Raw genomic sequence first — 26,250 nt, 5'->3', positions numbered from 1 at the left:
TTATCCGCAGCGTCTATGTATTCATTTTCTATAAGGAGAGATGTCCGATGTTACATTCACGAATCCGCAAAATAGTCTCCGCTGCTGCCGCAGCCGCTATTTTGCTGTCGCTTGCCGGGAGCTGGCTTGTACCCAATGCTTCTGCTGAAACGGCTGAGGTAAGCACAGGAAATCCCTACTATACAAAAGTTTCCGCACCGGTCATTAAACCGCTCTGGAGCTTTACAACAGCGACAGTAAAGGATCCGCAAGCGAAGCAAGCCTTTACCGCACTGGCTGAGAATGGAACCGTATTTGCGCTCCAAAATAACTACAGGCTAATCGCACTCAAGGCGGCCACAGGCAAAAAATTATGGGAATACGGCAATGGGCTGGCCCCGCTTTTCACGTACAGCAGCGGGAATATTTACGGTTTAACGCAAAAAGGCGCACTGTATGCCGTAAATCAGAACGGTAAGAAGCTGTGGTCAGCGGATCTCGCACTGCCCAATGCTTCCAGCATTCAGCGGATTGGCGAAACCGTGTACGTCACACAGGGAGTCTATCTTGCAGCGGTCGATGCAACGAGCGGCAAGCTAAAATGGAAGATTAATGAGAATTACAGTTACTATGGCACCGATTCGCTTGCTCAATCAGATGGCGTGGTATTGCGCGCATATATTGGTGAGAGTGTCATATCCCTCTCCTCGCTTGTTGCTTACGATGCCCAAACCGGTAAAAAGCTGTGGGAACAATACCGCCATTACATGCCTTTGGCTATCAAGGATGGACTTTTGTACTCCGAGAAGAATTTGGCGATGCTGGATGATGATCCGGTCAACCGCAAAATCCATGTTTCAGTTATCAGCTTAAAAACCGGGCAAATCAAGGGTGAGCGGCTGTACCGCTGGACCGAAAAGGCAGATCCGGATATCGGATTCCGGTCAGGAGGTGCCTATGGCTCTGCTTTCCTGGATGGTAACAATCTCTATGTTATCCGAGGGGAGACGTTTGCTCGTTATGACTTCTGGAACTATACGGCGGACGGAAAACCTGAGCAGGTGTGGCAGCAGTCTATTCTCGAAAGTGACGCCCCGCTGGATAAAGTACTGCAACAGCGGATGTTGTATTACAATTATAGCGATCAATCTTTTGCTGCACTCAAATTAGCCAATGGACAGGTAATGCGCCTCTCCCCAGGAGAAAATCCCACGGTTCAGTTCGATATCTTCGGCTCAACCATATACACTGGGCAGTCTGACGGTCTGTTCCATGCCTATGACCTGATCAGCTATAAGCCTTTGTTCACTGTAAATGCCGGTTCGCGTGATTTTGCGTCCACCCTGAAGACCGGAAATATTCTAATTGTCCGTAATGGCGGTAAACTGCTGGGGATCAAACTGCCGGCTTCAATTCAATAACAGCACTTCTGTTCAAAATAAAAGACACGAAGCGTATCCCCGCAGGATAAACTCCGTGTCTGTTCTTCCAATGGATTGACTCATGATTAGCCAAACAAGCGGTTATTCAGCAGGCGGTGTGAATGAACGGGCGGCAAACTCCGCATCCAGCATATAGAACGCGTTGCTATCCGTCTCAATGCGTTTCAGCTTGGCAATAATATTGCTGAACAGCGCCTCTTCCTCTACCTGCTCATCAATGAACCATTTGAGGAAATAGATTGTTGCATGCTCACGTTCATCCAGTGCCAGATCGGCCAGATGATAGAACTTCTTGGTGTTCTGCTGCTCATGGGCATAAGCATGCTCAAACGCATCCAGCATGGAAGTATAGTTATTATTCGGCTCCGGTAATGCAGCGAGCGTGACGCGGTAATCGCGGTCATTTAGGAACTTGTAAATCTTCATCGCGTGAAAACGTTCTTCTTCGGCCTGCACCAGGAAAAAGTTAGCAAACCCGTCTAAGCTTTCACCGGAACAATAAGCGGCCATTGCCAGGTATACATGGGCGGAATAAAACTCAAAATTCATCTGTTCATTAAGTGTTTTCATTAACTCTTCCTTCATTAGCACGTCACCTCATCCTTATAAGTTGTAAATAAGTTCAACCATATGTAATACCTTCTGATCCTTATCATCTTATCATCAGTGCCAGTGAATCCGCAAACGAAAGGACGACCGAATTTTGATGAACCGACATTGCTTCCCCTGCTTCCAACTCAGCTCATTCTATCGAAAATCTATGGTTATCGCCGCCTTTGCTACGGTACTCCTGATTGCAGGGTGCAGCGAAGATAATAATTCAGCTGTTGTTCAGCCTTCTCCTGAGGTAACTGCAATCCCGGGAGCAAGCACAGCGCCGGACAAGACAGCAGGCATACAGCCGACGCCAGACACCCCGGTTTCACCGTCGGCTGCTCCCACAGCATCTCCGGATACCGCCATGAATGACGATCCGCTCGCCAGGCAGATCGCCGGAATGACGCTGGAAGCCAAAATCGGCCAGATGCTGCTGGTCGGGATTGACGGCACGAAGCTGGATGAGAGTGCCAAGAGAATGATCTCCAAGGATGAGGTTGGCGGGATCATCCTTTATAAAGACAACATACAAAACTTGAAGAGCATGGTTGCTCTCATCAATGATCTTAAGAAGAGCAACATTGGAAATACGGTCCCCCTGTTCATGAGTGTAGACCAGGAAGGCGGCAAGGTCAGCCGGATGCCTGCAGAATATACCGCTATTCCCTCAAATGCAAAGGTTGGAATAAGCGGCAATGCCGATTCCGCCGGCATGATGGGCAGGCTGCTGGCCAGAGAAGTACTGTCAGCAGGATTCAACATGGACTTCGCCCCTGTACTCGATATTAACAGTAATCCCGATAACCCGGTCATCGGCGAGCGCTCTTTCGGCAGTAATGCTGATATCGTTACCCGTCTGGGCATTGCCGAAATGAAAGGAATGTCCGAAGAAGGTGCCATTCCGGTCATCAAGCATTTCCCCGGCCACGGTGATACCTCCGTTGATTCCCATCTGGAGCTGCCGGTAGTGAACAAAACTGCCGCTCAGCTGGCTAAGCTCGAATGGCTGCCGTTCCAGGCAGCCATTCAGGAGCATGCGGATGCAGTGATGGTCGCCCATATCCTATATCCCAAGCTTGACCCTGAGAAGCCGGCATCCCTCTCCAAAACGATCATCGGCAATCTGCTCCGCGGTCAAATGGGTTTTGACGGAGTTGTCATTACCGATGATCTGACCATGGGAGCCATAACCGAGCATTACACTCTGCCGGCTGCAGCGATTGATACGGTACTTGCAGGCAGTGACGTACTACTCATTGCCCATGAATACGCCAACGAGCAGATGGTGCGGAAAGCGCTAATAAATGGCGTCAAGAAAGGCAAGATACCCGAGTCTCGGATTGACGAGAGTGTCTACCGGATCCTTGCATTGAAGGAACAATATCATCTTAGTGACAAGCCTCTGCCTGTACCTGATTTAACGGCACTCAACAACGACATAAAGGCTTGGCTTCAAACGATCAAGAAGTAAAAAAACAGGAGTTCCGTTAAATTTGCCGGAACTCCTGTTTGTTATTGAAGAACTACCGTATCGCCTGGCTTAAGTCCGGAAAGAACTTCAGTTTTCTCCGTAGTCTCCAGTCCGATTTTTATTTCCTGACGCTCATATTGTCCGTTTCCTTTATCCAGCATGACAAAGGTCTGTTCCCCTTCATGCATAACTGCCATGCTGGAGACTACGACCGCATTTTCTTTACGCATAGTCTCTATATCCCCGCTAAGGCTTAAGCCCCCTATCAGATGCTCGTCCGGCTGAAGGGAGATTACAACCTCAAATTGCGGTATCTGCCCGGCTGTGTTTTGCCCGGTGGTAGTGGTAGCGAACTTCGAGACCTCGGTCACTTCCCCGTTCAACGTCAGTTCCTTCATTGCGGTCATCTTGACCTTCACTTTCATCCCCTGTTTAATGCGGAAAATATCCTGCTCTCCGACAGAGGCAATGAATTCAAGTTTGTTCAGATCAACGATTTTGCCGATGTACTGATTGTCCGTAACGGTCTGCGGCCGTTCACTGCTGCTGTCATACAGGAAGATACCGGTAGCCGGGGCATGATATACGGCTGTTCTCAGCCTAGCCTTCTTATCAGCCAGCTCCTGTTCCTGAATTTGCGTATTGACCTGATTCAGCTCATTATTCAGCCGCGTTGCCTCTTCTGCCGCAAGGGCCTTTAGGCGTTCGGCCTCCGTACCGATAGGTGCAGCACTTTCGTCCTCCTGCTGGCTGACAAAAGCGTTAAGCTCTGATTCCAGTTCCGCCTTGCGGATGGCCGCTTCTGCTGCTGCGATCTCATTCTTCAGCGAGGACTGGTCCAGCGTGAACAGCACATCCCCCTTCTTCACCTGCCCGCCGTTCTCAACCTTCCAGCCGGTTACTTTCGAGGCAAAAGGTGCATAGACAAGTGTTTCTTCCTGGTATTGCGATCGTCCCTTAACCTGAACAGAGCTTGTTACGGTCTCCTGGGTTACCGGGAAGCTGATCACCTGAGGCGGTTCCATAACCACTTCCGCTTCACCACCCTTAAATACTTTCCCATAGAGCATATAACCTGCACCTACCACGATAACCGCGATAATAATCCACTTAAGGCTGCGCTTAATCATCCTTTTCATTGTCGGGCTTCCTTTCAGCTTGAATTACTAATATACGTTGCACCACGTGCTAATCCCGTTTGATGGCTGTAAGCGCATCAGTTCTTGAGGCGCTAATCGCCGGATAGATCCCGGACAGTACACCGGTCATAATGGCAAACGCCAATCCGACCGGAATCGTCATTAGCGGGATAAAGAAGGTTAATCCGTCACCTGCTGTACCGACCAGTTTGTTAAGTCCCATTATGATCAGATAAGAGAAGACAACACCCAAAACGCCTCCGAGCAGGCCCAATAAGGCAGCTTCAGTAATGAACATATTACGGATCTGCCCCATGTTCGCACCAAGCACCTTCATGATCCCGATCTGCCGTCTTCGCTGATGGGTGGACATCGTCATTGCTACGATGATCGAGATCGAGGCGATAACCAGAATGAATACCCCGATGCCCAGTGCAGCCATTTTCATCATATCAAAGGTTTGTTTGAGCTGTTCCTGCTGGTACAGATTGTCACTGGCCGACAGACTCAGCTTCTGAATCATGGCTTCCACCTGTTTTATATGGTCGACACTGTCAACTTTGACCGTCACTGATTTGTAGGTGTCCTCTTCCGGCTCTGGAGTCAAACTGGTATCGGTAAATGACAATTCCTTTGCTAGCTGTGCAGCCGTTTCAAGGGAGACATAGACGATTTTCTCGTAGGAAGCCCGCAGGTCGTCAGTCCCTTCCGGGCTAGCAAGAATGCCGCCTACCTGGAGCGGTGAACTAAGCTTGATATTACCCGCCGGATTGGAATAATCCGTAGCCTGCATCTGGATCTGCTGCCGGTACATCTCTGTGGGCAGGATTGCCATGCTGTTATACTGATCCATTAGTTCCTGGTTAAACGGTTCTGCGCCAAGCCGCTCGTACAGCTTCTGACGGGTCTCATTATCAATCAGGCCCAGCGTTGCCCCATAGTTCAGCACGATCATTCCCGGAAGATCCGTGACCCCGCCTTGTTTGAACTTGTGGCCGAACTTGGTCAGCATCCGCAAATCCGTGGCTTTGATCTGGACATCGGCAATTTTATTGTCAATGGTCAGCATTTGCATATAGCCTGCATCTTCAAAGGGCGCAGCGGCTACAACATGATTGAACCCTTGGATAATCTTCAGCTTTTGGGCGGTCAGCTTACCGGGATTCAGGTTATCATTACTCTCTGTAGATGTACCGCTCCCGCTCCCGTTCCCCTGAGAAGGAATCCCTCCCCCTGGAGATACAATGATTTCATCCATTTTGAAATTGCGGTTCACTTCATCGGTTACATAGACCTGGGCGGATTGGCCGATGCTCAGCGCCACAATAATCGCCGCACAGCCAATCGAAATTCCTGTCATACACAGACCGGTAACCACTTTACGCCGTTTGACCTGATCCCAGGCCATTCTGGATATATCTCTAATCTTCATTCTGCACCTCCCGGAGCGGGCACTGAATCCGGCTCAGAATTAAGATCATGAATTAAGTACCCGTCGCGCAGCGAGAATGTTCGCTGCATTTGCTCAGCCACCTCATGCTCGTGTGTTACTACTATGAAGGTAGTCTTCATCGTCTGATTCAGCCTCAGCAGAATCGCGATGATCTCTTCCTCAGTCTTGGAATCCAAATTCCCTGTCGGTTCATCTGCGAATATCACGGACGGCTCAGTAATCAGCGAACGGGCGATACTGACCCGCTGCTGCTGGCCGCCTGACAACTGCGAAGGGAATAAATCCGCCTTATCTGGAATCCCGACCTGCTCCAGCAGAGCCAGCGCTTTTTGCTTGCGGACAGACGGTGAGACGGATTGGAATACCAGCGGAAGCTCGACATTCTCACGCACCGTAAGACTGGTAATCAGCTCATAGGCCTGAAAAATAAAGCCAATATGCTTCCGGCGGAATTCGGCCAGCTTGTTCTCGCCCATCTGGACAATATCGTGGTCAGCAATATAGATATGTCCTTCGGTCGGCTTCATGAGGCCCGCCATCAGGTTCAGCAGTGTCGATTTACCGGAGCCGGAGCTGCCGAGCAGCGCCACCATCTCTCCTTCTTTCACCGTGAAGCTAATATCGTGCAATACTGTGGTCCAATCATTGCCGGTTTTGAACGCATGTTTAATATTTTCAACTCGCAACATGGAAGCTGCTCCTTTGTGCACTTAGGATATAGAAAGCTTATTTCTCCTCTTTTTCCGGTTTCGGCAGCATGTCAAAGAGGATGGTGTATACCTGGCTTCCCAGCTCCTGCCGCTCGCCTTGGAATTCATCGTATAACGTTAATCTGTACGTCCCGCCAGTCATCTGCTTATACAGGCTTCTGCTGAATGACATGGAGTACATATTGTTATTTCCCTCTGTCAGATCCGTACCGAAGGTCAGCACTTTATCCTGGGATTGTCCATAAGGATCAGTCATCCTGAGGATAAGCTTGTGTTCGGAGTCTCCGGCATCAAGACTGTTATCCCGCGACAAATTGTAGCTCATATTCATGGTGACTGTATCGCTGGCCTCCATATGTCTGCCCTCTGAGGCTAGCACCGTTAAGGTATACGGATATAGAACAATTTTTTGCAGATTGGCTGCCGGAGTAACCGCCTGCGGCGTAAGCAGGAGTGAAGCCACATGAATAAACCCTGTCGGTTCTTCCCCGCCTTCGCTAAGCTTGCTGCCCGTCACCCCTGTTCCTAAGTACAAGGAGACATCTGCAGTAGCAGCTGTTTTGGGCAGCTTGGCCCAGAACGTAATCAGCTGTTTGCCTCCGGGTGTCGCCGCATTATTTGTCTGATTCACCTTGGCTTCATAAAACTGTCCATCCGCTGTCTTGTAATAAGCTTGCAGCCGGGCCATTTTACTCTGGCGCTTCTCACCGCTGCTCATCAGCAGCTCTGTGTATACGATGTTGGCATTGCTGCCTGGATAGACTGTGGTTCTGCTCTCCTGGACAGTGGCGTTTTTACCTTTTCCGGTAATTGTATAGGTATCACCACGCTTCAGATTGTCTATGGCACTTATGAAGCTGTTCGTGCTCAGATCGAGAAAAGGAATATTCTCCGTATCCGATTTGACGGATAAACTAATTCTGACATTCTCGAACTCGTCCGTATAAGGGATTTTGGTCAGCAGCGAAAGCTCGGCAGATTTACCGGGAGCAAGCACCGATGACTCTTTGTCCATCAGGAGATCGGTTGTTGAGGCCAGATTATCGGTATCCAGCTTCAGAGCCCCCTTCAATTCAGGAATTGTGAGGTTGACAGACTGGGTATTCGTAATTCTCAGCTTGGCGATGACAATATCATCATCCTTCCAGGGATAACGCTGCAGAGATTGCAGGCTGTATGAGAAAGAGCCGTATTGGTTAGTAGCCCCATATTCCTGGCCGCTGTGCACATCGGCACGCAAGGTGTACGGAATTGTAAAGTACGCTACGGGAAAAATCAGCTTTGCAGAAGGCTCGGCCGCATCTGCGGGTCCTGACGGTTCTGACGGCCCTGATCCAGACCCGGTTCCGGCTGCTGCGGTGACCGCTTCGATCATTTGCAGCTGCAGGCCGGACTGCTCCACCTCAAGCGGGATTTCAACCGTCAGCGGGACAACCTTTGTTTCCAGCGGCTTTAGGATAAGTCCGCTTAACCCCTTGGAATTCACCGGGAAAGCCGTCCCTTTGGCCGATTTGACTGCCAGCTCATAAACAGGCAGCGTTACCGCCTTGTTCCCGGTGTTTTTTAATTGCAGTTGGAACGACCATACCGCTTTGGCATCTTCCGCATACACCGAGGCGCCGGTAAGCTTCGTATCAACGGTATTGCTGCTTATGAGAAGCTTTTTAACGGCGCCGCTGGCTACAATCAGATCCGGGGTAGTTGCTGCCGGAAGCTTGTAGGAGGTTTTCGGGAGCTCTAGCTTCAGCGTCTCATCCTTTTGCGTGAATTGCAGCTTCATGTTGGCCGTTTTCAGATAAGCAGGTATTTCCGTCAGATAATAAATGCTTTTTTTCTCCTGCGGCTGAATCTTGTAACCTGTCTGGGAACTGCTCAGTGCAAGCTCAAACGAAGTCCCGCTCGCTGTAACCAGGTAGGCTGAATAACCCGAATCACTGAGCACTTTGTTGCCTCTATTGGTAAGATTAATCCCCACCTTGGCATAGACCTTACCGGCGTACTTATACAGCTGAAGTGTGTCTGCACTTGCTGTAACCGGGATATCATTCATCTTCGTATTTAGACTCTTTCCCAGCTCCACAGTCGTGGAATAATTAGCCGGCACAGCAATAGATCCCGCGTGCTTTAGGTAGCCTTTAGTCTTCGTGTCCCACACGTACATGGCGATCTTAACGCCTTTCAGCGACGTGGTTTGTCCGATATTCACGTAATATGTAATACTCATACTGTCCTTTGCAGGTACCTTCTTCTTCGTCGCGTCTGCGGTTACAGGATTACCGGGAATCACAGATCCCCCCGGTGTAACCACACGGGAGAAGTAGCGCTGCAGGTTTACACTGGAACTGCTGTTATTTGTAATCTTCAATGTGTAAGCCAGAATGTTACTGCCGGACTGCGTCCAAATGTTAACGTCTTCTAGCGCTGCTGTAACACCAGCCGCAAGTGTAATTGGATTCACCTTGGCTGCTGCAGTAACTGAAGCTGCCGGCCCGGTTGTCCCTGCGGCCAGGATGGCTGGAGCTGCCGTACTTCCTGCCAACTGGGCTATAGCAAAGCTGCTTAGGAGCAGTGCAATAGTTTTTTTATTGATCGGTCTCATGGATTTCCTCCCAGGAATATTTGCTAGAGTTATTATAGTTGCTAGCTCACAGGGAATTGTATCCAATTTGTAACTCTTCCTGTCTGCTTGTAACTTTTTAACCTATTCACGCAAAAAAACAGCACTATTAGCGCTGTTTTTAGAAAACGTTTTGTTAATATTTGTTCCCTAGTGACTCTAAATCTATGAGCTGAATGACCGCCTATACTGGCTCGGGGGCAATCCTTCCGCCAGCTTGAATACTTTAATGAAATAACTGGACTGATGAAAACCGGTCAGCAGAGCGATCTGCTCGACAGGCAGCTCAGTTGAGACAAGCAGCAGCTTGGCCCTTGCCAGACGGCAATCGCTTAAATAACGGTTCGGGGTCTTCCCCATGATGGAGCGGAAAAGCCGCAAAAAGTGGTAGCTGCTGTATCCCGCAAGCCTCGACATGCTTTCAAGCGTCCAGGGACGCTCACATTCCTGATGAATGAGGTCTGCCGTGCGGCGGATAGAATGTCTGATCTCCAGCGGCACGGAGCCATGCAGCGGTTCAGAGTTTTGCAGCAGCGTAACCAGAATTTCATAGATTACGGCGGAGAGCCGCGGTTCACTGCGTGTCTCGTAGGCCGCGCTAAGCCGGTACATCTCTTCGAATCTGGACGCAAGGCCAGCGTTTAGATCAAATGTGAAGAAATAACCGCGTGACTTGTCTACTTCCTCCAAAAGTGGCAGGGATATGGCCGTATTGAAGTGGACCCAGCGTACCTCCCAGGGCTGCGACGGATCAGAACCGTACTGCTGATAGGCCCCTCTAGGATAAAGAAAGCCGCTTCCTTTGCCCATTGGAATCCTTTCGCCCTCCTGAAATACATAGCCGGAACCGCCAAAAACCAAATGCAGATTATAGCTGTTCAACATCCCTTCACTTCTTCGCTCTGCATGCTGCGGGAATTCGCTGTAATGTCCCAGAAATTCCGGATAGCAGACATAGTGGGCATAGGCGGGTGCCGGTAATACCCATTGCAGTTTCAACCCATCCGCTCCCCTCTGTTTCTAAATATCCAGCACGCAAGATAATAATATAAAAGCAATATTATGTTATATGAGATTCCTATGAGCTGATATTACAATAGATTAGAAGCGTTCACAAAGCATATTTTTACACTTGGAGGTTAAGATGAAGAAACCTGTCGCTGATAAACAATTTGAACTTGGCGTCTGCTATTACCCGGAGCATTGGCCGGAGGACATGTGGGATGACGATTACCGCCGTATGGTGGAAACCGGCTTTACCATTGTCCGGATGGGCGAATTTGCCTGGTCCATATTTGAACCCGAAGAAGGCCGCTTCCAATTCGGCCTGTTCGACCGCGCCATCGATTTGGCCCATCGCCACGGGCTCAAAGTCGTGCTCGGAACACCTACAGCTACTCCCCCAGCCTGGCTCACCGAGAAGTACCCTGAAGTGCTGAATGTGACCTATGAAGGCGTCACCCTTCAGCATGGCATGCGGCGCCATTACAATTACAGCAGCCCTAAATACCGGGAGCTGTGTGCAGAGATTGTATCGCAGATGGCGACACATTACGGCAGCCATCCCGGTGTGGCTGGCTGGCAGATTGATAATGAGCTGAATTGTGAGATCAATGAATTCTACTCTGAAAGCGATCACAATGCCTTCCGTGAGTGGCTTCAGCGCAAATATGTTACCTTGGAGAAATTAAATGAGGCCTGGGGTGCCGTCTTCTGGAACCAGAGCTATACCAGCTGGTCGCAGGTGTATTTGCCGCGTCCTACTCCGGTGCCGAAGCAGCCTAATCCGCATCAGGCGCTGGATGAGAAACGCTTCATCTCTGACAACACGATCTCTTTCGCCAAATTACAGGTGGATATTCTTCGGGCCAAGGCGCCTGATCAGTGGGTAACGACAAACGGACTGTTCGGGCATCTCGACAGCCATGAGTTGCAGGATGAGCTGCTGGATTTCTTCAGCTATGATTCCTATCCCCAATTCTCCAGTATTTCTCATGACCCGGGCGAAAAGAATCCGCTCGGCGACCGGAACTGGAGCCTGTCCCTGTCTGTTGTCCGTTCGATCAGCTCTAACTACTGCATTATGGAGCAGCAATCAGGTCCCGGCGGCTGGGTCAACCGGATGGATATGCCTTCTCCGAAACCCGGACAGATGCGGCTCTGGACGTACCAGTCCATCGCCCACGGTGCGGATATGGTGCTATATTTCCGCTGGCGGACTGCAACAATGGGCAACGAGATTTACTGGCATGGCCTTAACGACTACCATAACCTGCCTAACCGCCGAGTCAGGGAAGCTTCGGGAATCGGCCGGGAGCTGGCATCAGCAGGTAAAGCGATTATCGGAACCCGGGCAGAAGCTTCAGTAGCCATTCTGCGCGACTATGATAATGAGTGGGATGGCGAATACGATATTTGGCACGGGCCATTTATGTGGACCAGCAACAAGGAATGGTTCAAGGCACTGCAGCGGAAGCATATTCCTACAGATGTTGTCTACATGCGCAGGAAGACAACAGCTGCGGAGCTGGCCCGGTATCAGGTGCTGGTCTATCCGCATCCGGCGATTATGACGGATGAGACGGCGGCGGTGCTAGATGAGTATGTGCAGCAAGGCGGCAAGCTCATCTTCGGCTGTCGTACAGGATATAAAGATTTACGCGGTCAATGCTACATGCGGGCTTTTCCCGGAGCCGCTAAGGAGCTCTGCGGGATTACCGTAGAAGAATTTACGATGGTAAAAGGAAATCGTGCTCCTACTATGATTAAATGGGCGCACGGCAGCGAAGCGCTTACCGGAGCAGATGCCTTTAATGATATTCTGCAGGTGGAACAGGACAGTGTGGAGGTTATGGGCACCTACGCTACCGATTATTATGCCGGCAAACCGGCAGTTACCCGGAACAAACGCGGCATGGGCGAGGTCTGGTATTACGGGGCGGTCTTCAATGAGGAAGCAGCGCTAAGAATCATCGGCAGCTTGAATATTAGTTCTCCGGCTGCGGAGTGGCTGGAGCTGCCCGCCGAGGTTGAACTGCAGATCCGCCGGAGCGACACCACCAGCCTGACGTTTCTATTGAATTATAGTGAAACATCTGCGGAAATTGTGCTCAAAGAGCCGCGGATCGATTTGCTGACAGGTAAAAAATTGCATGGTAAGTGCACTATGGAAGGATTTGGTGTCTTAGTGCTGCAATAAAATCAAAAGACGAGCGCTACGCTAAGAGAACTCTGTTCCGTTCACGGTGTGTTCTTTCTGAATAAACTCAAACAGCGACAATCAAGGATATTAGTACAAAGTCCTTGGCTGTCGCTGTTTTATTACACTAATGTTAACCGATAGTTTAACAATTATGATCATTTAGGATTTCCCAGTTTATCATTCCATTCGTTATTCCAGTTCTCGTCATCTTTAATTTCTCCATAACTCCTCTACGGTTCCTTGACTATCAGGCTTTCCCTTAAACCCAATGTCGCCAATAACTTGGTTATTTTCAATTAAATATTCTCGTATGAAGATTCCCCCTTGCCAACCGCCGTAAATTGTTAGATATTAAGATAATCTGCATGTACTGTAGCGCGGTGAACTAAGACAGACTGAAAGGAGTCCAATTCATGAAGACAGAATCCGTACAGGCTGATTTCTCTGCAGCCCGGGTTAGCGAAGACAGCTTTTGGCAAGGGGTTAAAGATTGCATTCCGACACTATTAGGTTACTTAAGTATCGGATTTGCAGCCGGGGTTGTTGAAAAAACTGCAGGCCTCTCACTGGCTGAAATAGCATTAATATCGATTATTTTGTATGCCGGTTCTGCACAGTTTATAGCAGCGGGAATGATCGCTGCAGGAAGTACGGCCACCAGTATCATCATTACGATTCTGCTCGTTAATCTCCGGCACCTGCTGCTTAGTGCAGCCATATCACCCTACTTCCGTCATCTGACACCACTTAGGAATCTGCTGATTGGTACGTTGCTTACAGATGAAACGTTTGGTGTTGCCATCCAGAAGAGTGCTGCCAAAAAAGCAATCAGTGAGAAATGGATGCACGGCCTTAATCTCACGGCCTATTTGAATTGGATACTTGCCAACATCGCAGGCGCAGTTCTGGGGCAATGGATCTCAAGTCCGGAGGAATGGGGACTGGACTTCGCCCTGCCGGCCATGTTCATTGGGCTGCTGGTGCTTACCCTCATCAGCAGAAGCAAATACGCACTGGATATTGCTACAGGCCTTATAGCCATGATTATTGCTGTCGGTGTATCTATATTGTGGTCACCCAGCATCGGCGTCATTGCCGCAGCCGTTATAGCCCCGACGATTGGAGCCGTGATAGAAAAATGGAAGTAAGACCGGATATATTCTTGATTATTCTTGGTGCCGCGCTGGTCACCTTCATCCCGCGGGTGCTCCCGCTCATGCTCCTTAGCCGGATCACTATTCCCGAATGGGGGATGCGCTGGTTAAATTATATGCCCATTGCCGTCATGTCTGCCCTGGTTGCACAAGAGCTGTTCATCGACGAAGGGCGGTTTGCCGCTTTATCTACGAATGTAGAGCTGATCGCTGCGCTACCTACCTTCTGGGTTGCGGTCAAAACGCGCAGCCTGCTGGGCACGGTAATTACCGGCGTGCTGTCTTTGATGCTGCTGCGCTTACTGTTCTGACAAATTCTCCGATACTGGCAATGGCCTGCTCTCCCTCAACCAGAAGGCCGGCCATGAATTGAAAGACACTCCACATCTGCTCCCATATTTCCAGCTTCACTTCAGACCCTGCAGCCCGGACTTGTACTGCCAGACGTTCGGCGTCGCTCAGCAGAACCTCCTGATCTCCCGCCTGAATCAGGATGGGCGGCAGACCATGCAGATCAAGGCGCAGCGGGGAGAGCAATGCCGGTAACTCCCCCTCACACTCGCCTAAATATTCTTCTACAATCCTTTGGTTCCCTTCAAGGCTACCTGTAGGGTCCGTCATAGCCCTGCTGGTATAGGACTCTCCATCCAAATGAATAAGATCGCTGTGCGGTGAGAGCAGAATGGCTGCACCAGGCATTGCATTCCCTGCATCTCTGAGCGAAATCAGTGTCATCAGGGCAAGGGTCGCACCAACCGAATCTCCGCCAAGAATAATATTCTCCGGTAAGAACCCCTGCCCCAGCAGCCAGTAAAAGGCGGACAGGCAATCTTCGTTAGCTGCCGGATACCGGTGCTCCGGTGCAAGCCGGTATTCAACGGTCAATACTTTTATACCGCATGCTGCCGATAGCCGGGCGGCAAGATCGCGGTACATTTCGCAAGTGCCTGCAATAAACCCTCCTCCATGGAAGTAGAGGAATGCACTCTCCGCAGCAATTTCCGTTATACCATCTCTACTGACCCACTCACCATATAATTCCCCGATATTAACAGGTTCTGCCTTTATATCCGGGCATCTTGGAAGCTGTCTTGCCGCTTCCGCCATTTCACTGCGGATTTGCTCTGCCGACTTACCGAAAGGACTGCGGTTTTGACGCAGAAAAGTTTTGATTGCTTCAAGCTGATGGCTTGGGGTTGGCATATGTGTATCTCCTCCTGCAAGGTTTGATAGTTGCATCATAAACCCTATAGTTGAGTACGGAGTCAAGTATGCCGCCAAACAAAATATTCAAGGATTACGAATCCATCTGAAGAATTCCCAGAACCTCCCGGACACCCGGATGTTTGTCTTTCGCCTGAAGTTCACCTTTCAGCTGGCCGAGCATTGTCTTGGTCTGTTCCCGCTTCGCGATCTCTACATCTATCGCAATCATTTTCCGTTCAATGACTGCCACAAAATCAGCAATGCCGATGCTTCCAGCCGCAGATTTAACCAGTGCCTTCTTGATTTCCTTAAGTGTAAATCCGCATCGTTTGGCATTCTGGATAAACAGAAGCCTCTGAAGGGTCTCTTCGTTATAGAGACGATAGCCCGATTCTGAACGCTGCGGTGCGGGAAGCAGACCGTGCTTCTCATAATATCTCAGTGTCTCAATATTCACCTTTGCCGCCTTGGCCATTTCACCGCTTAAATATTGCCCCATGTCTCTGCTCCTCTCACCTGTCCGCAGAATTCATAGCTTCAGCTGCTTTTTGAGCTGCTCCAGGTCCTTACCTGAAGCTTCATCGTTACCATATCTGGCTTGATTATATAGCAGAAGCAGTTCGTCCGGGGAGACTTCGCTGCCGCTGCCACCCTTCCGCATCTGCTTCCTATTCTCGGCCCACTCCGTTACGTCTTCTCCGGTCTCCGACGGTGTCAGGAAGCCTTTTACCTCATAACCCTCGGCTTGTTTCGCGCCTAGCCAATGACGGTACAACCAGCGTACGCGCTCAAGGCTTCCGTCCATTGACTCCCAGCGGTCCTTGCGGTACTCCGGTTTGAGCCGGTTCAGCCAGTATTCCCGAAGGCCCTGGATTGTCTTCTCCCAGGCGAAGATATTCTCCTCTTCATCCTGAAAAGCAGCATGCTCCTGCGGGGTCTCTCTGCGCAGCATTAACAGCAGCGCATCGATGGCTCTACGGAATATGCCTCCAGTATTTTTGTATAGCCAGCGCAAGCCCAGATACAGAAGAAGCAACATTACCGCTGCACCCATACCATAGAAGATGATTTCCATAATCATCGACAGGAGACCTGACTCATGGACCTCAGTCTGCGGAAGCTCCAAAGGTGCTGCCGGGGTTGGTGCCTCAATGGGCGGGGCTTCCTCTGAACCGGACAGCAGCCGGGTCAGCCAGCCGATAATCAGGCGAGCTGTTCTCCATATCAGCATTCCAAGTGCCTTACCCGCACCTGCAGCCAGAAGTCCAGCCGCTGCAACGAACAGCAGTACAAACAAGCGGTTATGCCGCCGCATGCCTGACGGCAAACGTGCAGGATCAGCTGCAAGTGAACTGTAGCGAAGAAAACTGATATTGGAATCCAGCAGTGCGAGGATAAGACACAGGCTGCCACTCCAGGTCAACAGCTTTAAGTGAGGCTGTAGCTCAGGCACTCTGGCATAAATGATTGCCGCAGCAAAATATACCGTGATCCCGGCAACATAAGTCTTCTGCCTGTAATTGCGCGAAGCTGCAGTCATTCCGAGATAGGCAAATAAAGCACAAACGGCAATCAGTGGAAGGACGCTTATATTCATTCCTCCGTATAATAAACCCGCTGCGGCACCGATTGGCAGCGCCGCCAGCAGCTGCTTCCATCTGCGGTTGCATACCTGCCGCAGCAGCACCCCAGCCAATGACAGGACTGGCAGCATATAAATCCATAAGAATATTTGTCCCTGCTTCGGTGGTAAATACACCTCAAGCAGTACCCAAAGAGGGAGAAACAGCAGCCATTCTAACACACAGCTTAACCATAATCGAATCGAAGCTTTCAGGTACTCCCCAGAGCCGCTGCTCATGCGCTTTCCCCCTCCTCTCCCGGAATATCCAGCCAGGCTAAACCGTTTCCAAGCAGTTCCAGTTCCTCAGCGGCCTGCTGCAGCTCCTTCCCCCGGTGGCATGTAATGATCAGATAATCATTGCCTTCAGGATAGCTCTCCGCTTCGAGCTCCAGGAGCCGGGACATCGGTATCGTCCGGTCCAGCTGCAGACGGGCCAGCAGACCGAGCATCTCTTCCAGGTTCCACAGTGGCCCGGATGTCACATGATCACGTTCCCCTCCGCCATCAAGCTTTCCGTTGCACAGCAGCCCGGTCTCCAGACCATGGCCTATTGCGAAATCAGCTGCCGTAGCTGCATAACGGATACCCAGCTCAATCCTCGCTGCATCCGTTACGTTTCTCCACATCGATTCGCTGATCTCCACATTCAGACAGATGATCAGCCGGGAGTCGGCCGTATGATCCTTCTGGTGCACCTGCATCCTGCCGGTCTGTGCCGTAGCTTTCCAGTTCATTGCGTTTAGTGAATCCCCCGGTCTGTATTCACGAGTTCCCGCTGTCAGGAATGGATCTTCGACAATCCAGCGTTTCACCGGCAGCTCGCCCAGCCAGCTGTGAACCGGCAGCGGAAGCTCATGAATGTCTACCAGACCGGGGTACACCAGCAATTTCAGCTGCAGCGGGAATGTCTGGGTCCTCCGGCTAAGTCCAAAATGATCCCCGGTCGTCATTGTAACGGATTCGAGCCGGAACATGCCTCTCTTTTCACAGCGGACCAGATGACGGCGTTTGATGTGGCGATAGGACCGCAGATAGAACAAACTGATATGATTCTGATAGATTTCACCGCTGCTCACACCAAGATTCTCCTGCCTGCCGAATTCCAGGCCCCGGGCGATGCTGGATTCAAGACGCAGCCAGGGTAGCGGGAGCAGCTTGCGGTTGGTAATCTCTTCAACCATCTCCACCTGCTCCCCTTCATAGGCTGCAGCCGCAGAGAAATAACGGGTGTAGCTCACCCTTTTAAGCGCACTTCGCTGATAAATAACTGAGATGAACAGCAGAAGAAGAAGAGTACTAATAATAAACCAGGGAAGGGACATGCCTCACTCCACCCTTCCGCCTCTTGCCGTCGTTGTCGGCTCGGCCGGAACCTCCACTTCGCGCAGAATCTGCAGTATTATCTCTGCAGCCTGGCCTTCCCTGGAGCCCGGACCGCGCTGTAATAGCAGGCGATGGGCAAGCACCGGTACAGCAACGGCCTTAATATCATCCGGAATAACATAATCCCTGCCTTGAATTAAGGCATATCCTTGAGAAGCACACAGCAGCGCAAAGCCTGCCCGCGGGCTGGCCCCGAGCTTGACGGCTGCCGCCTTCCGGGTAGCTTCAACAATCCGGATCATATAGGCCAGCAAGTCATCACTGACATTCACGGCCGCAGTCAGCCGCTGTGCAGCTTGAATCTGCTGGGCGGTAGCAACCGCAGCCGTATCTTCCAGCGGGTTGCTCTGGCGAAACCGCTGCAGGATATGCACTCCTTCTTCAAAGGAAGGATATCCTGTCGTTATCCGCATCAAGAAACGGTCCAGTTGTGCTTCCGGCAGCGGGAACGTTCCTTGGCTGTCCACGGGATTCTGTGTAGCAATTACTAGAAAAGGTGCTTCCAGCTCATGGGTCACACCGTCGATCGTAATCTGACGCTCCTCCATACACTCCAGCAGACTCGACTGGGTCCGTGGGGTTGCCCGGTTAATTTCATCCGCCAGCAGTATGCTGGCGAATACCGGTCCCGGCCGGAACTCGAATTCTCCGCTCTTCTGGTTATAGTAATTGATCCCGCTTAAATCCGAGGGCAGTAAGTCCGGTGTAAACTGAATACGCTTGAACGCACAATCAAGTGAGCGGGCCAGTGTTTTGGCCAGCAGTGTTTTCCCGGTACCGGGTACGTCCTCCAGCAACACATGTCCGTTTGCTAGCAGTGCTGTCAGCAGCAGGTCCACCCCTGTCTCTTTTCCGACAATAACTTTTGATAGATTCATCCGGATCGAGCTTATCAGCCCGCTGGCCTCTTGTAGATTCATGAAGAATACCACCATCCTATCGCTTATAAGGTATGTACCAAAGCTTAATCATACCAGAAAGCGCATCCATTTTATAATAAATAAGTCGCAGCCTCAGCCAGCAGGCTTACTTATTTTGGAACGGATAAAGGCTGCAATATAGTAGTACACCGGGATACACTCCACACATAACCAGAGAATGACTGTCAAAAAGGATTCATAGTCTCTGTAATACCGGGTTATGCTGCGCGAATAGAGATAGGCAATGATAACCGAACAGCACACCAGTAACGGGATGATATATTTCTTTGCTTTTTGCTTCGTGAGGTACAGGGTGCATTTATATGCGACATAAATCAAAAATGAGCTGTGCATGAACATGGAGGCAGACCAGATGCCGATTAGAAGGGGATCCAGATTACCTAATATATCATCATGTGAAGAGCTGCGGACCATCTCCAGATAAGGATACTGCAGAGCTTTTCCTAAATGCGGGCCAAAGTTGAGCAGCGTCATCATCCAACCTACCAGCACGAAGAAGGTAAGCACTAATTCCGAGATCATAAGATTTTTAAGCAGCTTATTGTTAATCTTCAAGTCCGGAGCCATAAACAAAAACACAATCCATTCGGCAAACCAGGAAGTCGCTGTGACCATATCGTGAAAAATAAGACCCGGTTCATGATAGTGGATGAAAGCCGGAAGCATCTCAAACTCCGCGTTTGGCATAAACAAATAAAATGTAAAAAAAGTAGTCGCTATAAGCAGCAGAAAAACCCCGTCCGACATATACACCAGCGTGGAGAGCCCCCTCGATGCGGTAAATATAATGACCGAGCCTAGTACCAGCTGAATAAAAAGCTGCGGAGTTCCCCTCATATAATTGGACCCGAAGAACAAAACAAAATTCTCAATATCCATGGAGGCATAGTACACACACCAGCAGAGCAGTAAAAATACAATTGCACCATGCATCCATTTGCCCATCACCTCTTTGCCGAAATCAACCCAGGCCCGGTTTACGCTTAGCTTCCCCACCTGAATGGTTATGAATAATAAGATCATGGACACAACGCTTCCCAGCACAATCGAGATCCAGCCTTGATAACCGGAGCTGCTAACGATAGCAGGGATAATGAAGATCGATGTTTGGGAGTTAAAGTAAACCAGGCTGAAGCGGAACATTTGCCAGTTTGTTGTGCGCATAGTGTCTCCTTTCGTCATTTCGCTATTTACTTGCCCCAAAATCATCGATACTAAAATCCGCAGTTACCCTAATCTCTGCTTCCTTGGCATAATAGTCGTCCCACTTTTCCTTTAGCTTTCGCCACTCTTTGGGATAATTCCATTCGAGCAGCATCCCAAGCTGCAGGACATCTGCTCCAGCCTCCTGTGTTTTACGGATGGCCCTGCTTACATCGGCAGTGACCCTTTCCTCGAGGTTTCGCTTAATAGTTCCACTATGATCAATAGCATTCACAGCGCCATTATCCCTAAATAATGTAATGCTCGCTTTGCCCTTCAATTTGATAAAAAATACTGGACCTTCCCCTGTCATTTTTACGGAATGTGACACTGAATTGGAATAAAAAAGCGCACTAGCTTTCCCTTTACTGTCTTCCTTCCACTTCACCGTATACATAGGCAGCGCTAAATGACCGGACAAATCACCGGCTGCCCACGAAAGCGCCCTGCTGTCCGCACCGCCGAAAGTATCCTTCATTTTCATTTTATTGAACAACATGACACCCTGTACTCCTGCCCATTGTACCGGTTTCCCCTGCTCCATCTCATCCGGGTTCTCCCCAAAAGACAAATAATTCATCGCATAACCCATGTTGTTTGCCTCCGCCTGCAGACAATTTCTGATCGTTGTAGCATATGTCAGATTAAGCTCAGAAAAATTCCTCAATACCTGATCAGGCAATTGTTCAAAGATCGCTGATAATCCGGCAATTTCCTTCGCTTTGCCGGGAGCGGCCATAACATAGGTTCCTATTGGGAGTTCCGGCTGCCGTTTGCTCCATTCCAACAATTCATAAATACCCCGTGCGGCATATTCCTTTCCGATGACTATGACTTTAATATGTGAAATGTCCAGGCGTCTGGACAGGTCTTTCTGAATCAGGATGATGGCATCTGTTATGGTTGATGCAGTTTTAGTTACCAGGGAGTAGCTTTTCCCCTGCGGGTTCCCTGCTGGTGTGCTGGACATCAGACGATTGGGCAGCGGGGCATTGATGGAAACCTCTACAGTTCCGGGTTCCTTCCCGGCATCAATGTACATGCCGAAAATAAACGTTAATTGATCCAATTCGATTTTGGACCAGCAGCCGGTCAGATTGAGGAGCATCAGGAGAACGACCCCAAGCTTGAACGGTTTCATTGCTTTTTCTGCCTCCTGTCATTCTTTTGATCGGTAAACGCAGTGCTCCGTTTGGTCATGAACGGGTTCGGTACACGCAGTAAGGTGTCTTTCCAATCCTCAAAAATAAGCGGCGCGACAGGTTGCAGATAAGGGGTACCAAAGGAACGGAGATGCGCCAAATGCCCATAAATAACGAAAACGGCGACGATAACTCCAAGCAGCCCCATTGTGCCTCCAAGTACAAGCAGTAAAAATCGTAGCAGTCTGAAGGTCAGACCCAGCTCCAAATGAGGAATAATATACGAGGCTATCCCGGTTATAGAGACGACAATGACCATAGGTGCGGAAACAATACCGGCCTGAACTGCTGCCTGTCCAATGACAATCCCGCCTATGATGGAGACCGTCTGCCCCACAGGTTTGGGAATACGGGTGCCGGCTTCTCTAAGCGCTTCAAAGGTAAGCTCCATAATAAGCGCCTCTGTCAAGGCGGAAAAAGGGATATTCTCCCTGGCAGATGCGATCGTAAGCAGGAGGTCCGAAGGAATAATCTGCGGGTGAAAAGTGGTTATAGACACATACAATGCCGGAAGCAGCAGCGAAATCAGCGAAAAAAAGAAACGGACGAGCCGGATCCAGCTGCCGGCATAAAAGCTCTGATAATAGTCCTCCGAAGACTGAAGCAGCGAGAAAAAGGTTACTGGCGTAAGCAATGCGGACGGAGTCCCGTCCTGAAGTATACCCACGCGGCCTTCCATAAGCGAAGCAGCGACGGAGTCGGGACGCTCCGTATATTGAAATACGGGGAACGGTGAGAAATGACCCTGCTTCATATGTTCTGCCAGATAACTGACCCCTAGCGATCCGTCTACACTGAGGCCTTGTAATACGCCTTCGATTTCAGTCAGTATTTCCGGTTTGTACAGACCTTCAATGTATACCAGATATACATCAGTCTTCGTATATTTTCCGATGGAGAAGTGTTTTGTCTTCAAATCAGCATGTTTGATTTTATGGCGCAATAGTGAGAGATTCGTGGCAACATCTTCAATGAAAGCTTCCTGCGGCCCGATAACAACCAGTTCATTCTGCGATTCTGTTACCGCTCTTTTCTGGTAATGGGTGATCTCGAAATAATAAAGATAAGGTAATCCTTCGATATAGAGCACCGCATTCCCGCTGACTGCCAGCTCTACCGCTCTGTCCAAGTCATATACCTTAATATAAGGAATGGCAAAGGCAGTGCCATGATCCAGACGCTCCAGAAAACGCGGCCAATCCGGCTCCGAATTCGCCTCCGATTTCAGCGGTGTCGAGACGAATTCCTGAAGACTGAGCGTATCCACAATGGAGGGGATATAAATCAGCACGCAGGAATGACCATAGATATTGATTGATTGGTATACCGCATCGCTGCAGCCGGCAAGCTGCTCCTGTATCCCTTCAAGTATGCTCTTAGTCACTCGACTTACCTCCTTCAGGAATGCTGGAGAATCTGACTTAGTTTGCCAAGACATATTGGAAATATACGCCGAACCGCAGCATAGAGATAGCAAAGAGGACCAGCTCTGCAGCCGGTCCCCTAAAGCTTTTGTTGGCCTGTTTTTACTTGCTCAATTCTGGATAAAAGGCTTTAAGGATTGCAGCAGCTTCTGGAGCTTACCCGAGCAATCCTCGTACAACTGCTTTGCGTCCTGATTTTTGGTGGATAGACTGAATAGTTCAAGATCAGCTTCACATTTTTTTAATAGCGCATAGAGCTGCGGTTTATCCTGAGGCGGCTGAAGCTGTACACTATCTGCATATAAATCTACAGTCAGCTCCCCGTAAGAATCAACCTGACCGAGAAAGACATTCTCAACAGTAAGCCCCTGCTTTTCAAGCTCACCATTCAGCCATCCTCGGGACAGGTTCAGGGTATCGAGCGGCTCGTCCAGGATTTTCCCGTCCATGATAACCGTCTGTGTCTCCTGCTCGGGTGCTACCTTGATCCCCAGATGCTTGGGAGTCAGCGGCTGATTCTCGCGGGTAAGCAGCACATTAATCGCACCATCCGATTCCATAATGGCAAATTCGACATCTGCCACTTTGAAGACATCCTTCTTCCGCAGCTCCTCCAGCAGCTCATCCGTCGACAGCTTTTCCTTTTTCATATTTTCTTCAAGAATCTTTCCGTCCTTGATCAGCACCGTCGATTTGAAATCAATGAAATCCCGGGCTTTCTTGCTCTTGATCTGAAGAAACTCGATACCATATGAACATGCAACCCAGACAGCCAGTGCGATCACGCCCAAATGCCAAGTTTTATCGGTATCCAGTGAAATATAAGCCGCGATGCTCCCTAGAGTAATACCTGTTATATACTCGAAAAAGGATAGCTGCGAAACCTGTCTTTTACCAAGCAGTTTTGTCAAAAAGAATAACCCAACAACAGCAAATAATGTTCTTATGATCACCTCAAGCCATTCCGGCATCTTAAACCCTCCATCTGATTCATAATGCATTCCACCGATCGTACCAACATTATTTGTCAAAAAAGGCGGGCTTAGACTAGCAATTATTTCTTGCATCACGATGCCGAAGAGACCTATAACATGACTGGTAATTGTTACCTGAATGACATCACGCAAGTAGTCAGATACTAGAAAACGATCATTTACCCAACGATTAGGAGGATATAAGAGATGACTGTTGCCTCACAAGTGAAGACATGCCTGTCTTCTTTAAAAAGCGCACAAGCAAGTCTGGAGCAGTTCGCCATGGAAACCCAAAACGAAGAAGCTAAAACCCTGTTTACAAACGCTGCTGAGCAGACACAGCAGATTGTTCAGCAGGTCGAAGGCCGTGTTACACAGCTTGAACAAGAGGAACCGCAATATAAAGGTTTCTAGTATGTAGTATAGATAAAAAAGGATCCCCGACCCGCAGATTCTGACGGATTGGGGATGCTTTTTCAGGTTCGAAAGAATGCATTGAGCTTCCCTTTCTCTAGGGAGCTTTAAAGCGGAGTCTCCTGCTTCAACGGTTGTCTGGAACGGTTCATCAATTCGGAAATTTCCAGCTTGCGGCCGGTCCGGGCACTCTCCAGAGCTCCGAACACCATCGCCATACTGTAGATATTATCCCGGCAATCCGTTTCGGCAGAGCGCTGCTCGCTGAGAGACAGGAACATTTCCTGAAGGCAGCCATGATGGAACGTCTCCTCCATGTTAGCTGCTCTTCCCTCCACCCGTACATAATTATTGATGAACTTGCCTGCGGCATCACTTGTATCCATGACTTCTGCATATGGCATGCCTAGTCCATCCCAAATGATGGCTCCCTTCTCACCCTGAATCCGCCACGAAGATTCCCAAGAGGTAGGCGCACCTTCGGCGCACCATGAGCCTTGATAACTGAATACTGAACCGTCTGACATTTCAAAAATACAGACAGCTGCCGCATTGCCGGCATACCACGACCCTGGTGGATTAAATTCCTGGCAGTATACAGTAACCGGATCCGCTCCGCTGATGAACCGGGCCTGGTCGAAGGTATGAATCGCCATATCCAGGAGCAGCGGACTGTCCATCGCATCACGGAATCCTCCGAAATGCGGTGCCAGGAAAAAGCTCGCCCCGACATAGCCTATCCGGCCAATCGTCCCGGATTCAATCTGCTCCCGCAGGGCGCGGATACGCGGATCATACCGGCGGTTCTGCATTACGGCATGGGAGCGGCCGGTACGTTCAGCGATTGCAACGATCTCAGTACACTGCTCCAGCGTTTCAGCCAGAGGCTTCTCACTGAACACATTGCAGCCCAGTTCAAGTGACGTGCTGGCTATGTTGAAGTGGCTTGATGGAACGGTCACATCAAATACCAGATTCGCACCGGTCTGTTCAATAGCTTGTTTGATATCGGTAAAAACCGGAACAGTAAGCCCATGCTTAACCGCCATATTTTCAGCCGATTCCAGGCGGATATCCACCAGTGCGACAATCTCGGCATCCTGCCGCTTCAAGACATAGCCAAGCCACTCATTCGCCATCCCTCCGCAGCCGGCTAGGGCTACACGGTACTCTGCTGTCATTATTTATTCTCCCCCATCTTCTTTATCTCGGATTAGGCACAAAGCTTCCGCCCCTGCAGGTTTTTAAATAATTCAGTGCATGGACCTGGCCGGTCATTTCAAGCTCATCACGGTAGACCGGATCGTGCCAGCCTTCAATGTCGATGGTACCTTTGTATCCGGCTTGACGAAGAATACTGATAACATCTGTCCAATTGGTGTCTCCAAAACCTGGTGTACGATGCCATACATACTCTTTTGGACCATGGATGCCGTACTCTTTGACAATATCCCAGGCAATCGTGGCATCCTTGCCATGTACATGGAATACTTTGTCAGTCCATTTCCGCAGCTGCGGAATCGGATCAATGAGCGCTACCATTTGGTGGCACGGTTCCCACTCCAGCCCCAGATTATCCGCAGGAACAGCATTGAACATCTTTTCCCAGGCTGTTGGATTGTGAGCGATATTCCAATCTCCGGTTTGCCAGTTCCCGCCCATGGAGCAGTTTTCAAAGGCGATTCTGACTCCTTTATCAGCGGCTCTTCTGGATAGTTCTCCGAATACTTCCGCGAACTTAGGTATGGACTCATCAATAGAGCAGTCCGTCAGACGTCCCGTGAAACCGTTTACGATATCAGTGCCGAACAAATGGGCGTGATCGATCAGCCGTTCCCAGCTGGCCAAAGTGTCGGCGTTGTCACCCTTACCTGTTAACGGATTCCCGAATACACCAACTGCAGAGATCACAAAATGATGCTCAGCGGCCAGTTCACGTACCCGGGCAGCGGTTTCCGCCAGATTGGTCTCCCCTGTAGTCTGCCAGAAGGTCAAGCTGAAGGATTCGAAGCCGTGTTTAACAATTTGCGGAATGACTCTTACTGCATCACCGCCGCCGACCAGAGTACCGATTCTCAATGCTTCTTCCATCTTGTATACCACTCCAATATTGGT

The 26,250-nt window shown here is 49.9% G+C and carries 23 protein-coding genes; 6 read left to right on the top strand and 17 right to left on the bottom strand.

What is annotated here, in order from left to right; all coding sequences use genetic code 11:
- The first annotated feature begins 47 nt into the window (after positions 1–47).
- Entirely contained in the window at positions 48–1,400 is a 1,353-nt protein-coding gene (locus JRJ22_RS12380; RefSeq protein ID WP_206104713.1) for an outer membrane protein assembly factor BamB family protein, read from the top strand.
- Between the two features lie 102 nt (positions 1,401–1,502).
- Here the strand turns inward: JRJ22_RS12380 and JRJ22_RS12375 are convergent, their stop codons facing one another.
- On the bottom strand, positions 1,503–2,006 hold the full coding sequence (locus JRJ22_RS12375; RefSeq protein WP_206104712.1) for a ferritin: 504 nt from the start codon (positions 2,004–2,006) through the stop codon (positions 1,503–1,505).
- A gap of 121 nt (positions 2,007–2,127) precedes the next feature.
- Between JRJ22_RS12375 and nagZ the strand changes: the two genes are divergently transcribed.
- Positions 2,128–3,489, top strand: a complete 1,362-nt coding sequence (gene nagZ / locus JRJ22_RS12370; protein ID WP_232381183.1) for a beta-N-acetylhexosaminidase — start codon at positions 2,128–2,130, stop codon at positions 3,487–3,489.
- Positions 3,490–3,530: 41 nt separating this feature from the next.
- Here the strand turns inward: nagZ and JRJ22_RS12365 are convergent, their stop codons facing one another.
- The 5 genes from JRJ22_RS12365 to JRJ22_RS12345 all read right to left on the bottom strand — a co-directional run bounded on the left by JRJ22_RS12365 (position 3,531) and on the right by JRJ22_RS12345 (position 10,407).
- The gene (locus JRJ22_RS12365) at positions 3,531–4,628 is read right to left on the bottom strand and encodes an efflux RND transporter periplasmic adaptor subunit (protein ID WP_206104711.1); all 1,098 of its coding nucleotides are present in this window, start codon (positions 4,626–4,628) and stop codon (positions 3,531–3,533) included.
- A gap of 49 nt (positions 4,629–4,677) precedes the next feature.
- Positions 4,678–6,060 (bottom strand): ABC transporter permease, encoded by a 1,383-nt coding sequence (locus JRJ22_RS12360; RefSeq protein WP_206104710.1) that lies wholly within the window; start codon positions 6,058–6,060, stop codon positions 4,678–4,680.
- The gene (locus JRJ22_RS12355) at positions 6,057–6,770 is read right to left on the bottom strand and encodes an ABC transporter ATP-binding protein (RefSeq protein ID WP_206104709.1); all 714 of its coding nucleotides are present in this window, start codon (positions 6,768–6,770) and stop codon (positions 6,057–6,059) included. The genes JRJ22_RS12360 and JRJ22_RS12355 overlap by 4 nt, the downstream gene beginning before the upstream one ends.
- A 37-nt stretch (positions 6,771–6,807) precedes the next feature.
- Positions 6,808–9,390, bottom strand: coding sequence for a hypothetical protein (locus JRJ22_RS12350; RefSeq protein WP_206104708.1), 2,583 nt, complete (start codon positions 9,388–9,390; stop codon positions 6,808–6,810).
- A 183-nt stretch (positions 9,391–9,573) separates the two neighbouring features.
- Positions 9,574–10,407 carry a helix-turn-helix transcriptional regulator gene (locus JRJ22_RS12345; RefSeq protein WP_206104707.1) on the bottom strand — a complete coding sequence of 278 codons (834 nt, stop codon included), beginning with the start codon at positions 10,405–10,407 and terminating at the stop codon, positions 9,574–9,576.
- 145 nt (positions 10,408–10,552) lie between these two features.
- Here JRJ22_RS12345 and JRJ22_RS12340 point away from each other — a divergent pair, with 145 nt between their 5' ends.
- From JRJ22_RS12340 to JRJ22_RS12330, 3 genes are all read left to right on the top strand, one after another.
- Entirely contained in the window at positions 10,553–12,607 is a 2,055-nt protein-coding gene (locus tag JRJ22_RS12340; protein ID WP_206104706.1) for a beta-galactosidase, read from the top strand.
- A 416-nt stretch (positions 12,608–13,023) separates the two neighbouring features.
- Positions 13,024–13,758: an AzlC family ABC transporter permease gene (locus JRJ22_RS12335; RefSeq protein WP_206104705.1), complete on the top strand. Its 735-nt coding sequence runs from the start codon at positions 13,024–13,026 to the stop codon at positions 13,756–13,758.
- Positions 13,749–14,075 carry an AzlD domain-containing protein gene (locus tag JRJ22_RS12330; RefSeq protein WP_206104704.1) on the top strand — a complete coding sequence of 109 codons (327 nt, stop codon included), beginning with the start codon at positions 13,749–13,751 and terminating at the stop codon, positions 14,073–14,075. The genes JRJ22_RS12335 and JRJ22_RS12330 overlap by 10 nt, the downstream gene beginning before the upstream one ends.
- Here the strand turns inward: JRJ22_RS12330 and JRJ22_RS12325 are convergent.
- From JRJ22_RS12325 to JRJ22_RS12285, 9 genes are all read right to left on the bottom strand, one after another.
- Complete coding sequence (locus JRJ22_RS12325; RefSeq protein ID WP_206104703.1) at positions 14,032–14,967, bottom strand: alpha/beta hydrolase; 936 nt, start codon at positions 14,965–14,967, stop codon at positions 14,032–14,034. The two genes, JRJ22_RS12330 and JRJ22_RS12325, sit on opposite strands and share 44 nt — an antisense overlap.
- A gap of 94 nt (positions 14,968–15,061) precedes the next feature.
- Positions 15,062–15,469 (bottom strand): MerR family transcriptional regulator, encoded by a 408-nt coding sequence (locus JRJ22_RS12320; RefSeq protein WP_206104702.1) that lies wholly within the window; start codon positions 15,467–15,469, stop codon positions 15,062–15,064.
- A 30-nt stretch (positions 15,470–15,499) separates the two neighbouring features.
- The gene (locus tag JRJ22_RS12315; protein ID WP_206104701.1) at positions 15,500–16,831 is read right to left on the bottom strand and encodes a hypothetical protein; all 1,332 of its coding nucleotides are present in this window, start codon (positions 16,829–16,831) and stop codon (positions 15,500–15,502) included.
- The gene (locus tag JRJ22_RS12310; RefSeq protein ID WP_206104700.1) at positions 16,828–17,916 is read right to left on the bottom strand and encodes a DUF58 domain-containing protein; all 1,089 of its coding nucleotides are present in this window, start codon (positions 17,914–17,916) and stop codon (positions 16,828–16,830) included. Before JRJ22_RS12310 ends, JRJ22_RS12315 begins: the two co-directional genes overlap by 4 nt.
- A gap of 3 nt (positions 17,917–17,919) precedes the next feature.
- Positions 17,920–18,897 (bottom strand): AAA family ATPase, encoded by a 978-nt coding sequence (locus JRJ22_RS12305; protein ID WP_206104699.1) that lies wholly within the window; start codon positions 18,895–18,897, stop codon positions 17,920–17,922.
- Between the two features lie 93 nt (positions 18,898–18,990).
- Positions 18,991–20,082 carry a GerAB/ArcD/ProY family transporter gene (locus JRJ22_RS12300; RefSeq protein WP_206104698.1) on the bottom strand — a complete coding sequence of 364 codons (1,092 nt, stop codon included), beginning with the start codon at positions 20,080–20,082 and terminating at the stop codon, positions 18,991–18,993.
- Positions 20,083–20,104: 22 nt separating this feature from the next.
- Complete coding sequence (locus JRJ22_RS12295) at positions 20,105–21,262, bottom strand: Ger(x)C family spore germination protein (RefSeq protein ID WP_206104697.1); 1,158 nt, start codon at positions 21,260–21,262, stop codon at positions 20,105–20,107.
- Positions 21,259–22,707, bottom strand: coding sequence for a spore germination protein (locus tag JRJ22_RS12290; protein WP_232381123.1), 1,449 nt, complete (start codon positions 22,705–22,707; stop codon positions 21,259–21,261). The genes JRJ22_RS12295 and JRJ22_RS12290 overlap by 4 nt, the downstream gene beginning before the upstream one ends.
- Before the next feature lie 150 nt (positions 22,708–22,857).
- Positions 22,858–23,718 carry a DUF421 domain-containing protein gene (locus JRJ22_RS12285; protein ID WP_206104695.1) on the bottom strand — a complete coding sequence of 287 codons (861 nt, stop codon included), beginning with the start codon at positions 23,716–23,718 and terminating at the stop codon, positions 22,858–22,860.
- 210 nt (positions 23,719–23,928) lie between these two features.
- On the opposite strand from JRJ22_RS12285, the gene JRJ22_RS12280 reads away from it, so the two are divergent.
- On the top strand, positions 23,929–24,135 hold the full coding sequence (locus JRJ22_RS12280) for a DUF1657 domain-containing protein (protein ID WP_054940448.1): 207 nt from the start codon (positions 23,929–23,931) through the stop codon (positions 24,133–24,135).
- Between the two features lie 107 nt (positions 24,136–24,242).
- Here the strand turns inward: JRJ22_RS12280 and JRJ22_RS12275 are convergent, their stop codons facing one another.
- The gene (locus JRJ22_RS12275) at positions 24,243–25,316 is read right to left on the bottom strand and encodes a Gfo/Idh/MocA family protein (RefSeq protein WP_206104694.1); all 1,074 of its coding nucleotides are present in this window, start codon (positions 25,314–25,316) and stop codon (positions 24,243–24,245) included.
- Between the two features lie 22 nt (positions 25,317–25,338).
- Positions 25,339–26,226: a sugar phosphate isomerase/epimerase family protein gene (locus JRJ22_RS12270; RefSeq protein WP_206104693.1), complete on the bottom strand. Its 888-nt coding sequence runs from the start codon at positions 26,224–26,226 to the stop codon at positions 25,339–25,341.
- Positions 26,227–26,250: the final 24 nt, after the last annotated feature.

The sequence above is a fragment of the Paenibacillus tianjinensis genome, assembly GCF_017086365.1.
Lineage (GTDB): Bacteria > Bacillota > Bacilli > Paenibacillales > Paenibacillaceae > Paenibacillus_AQ > Paenibacillus_AQ tianjinensis.
This window is presented reverse-complemented; position numbering and strand designations above follow the sequence as displayed.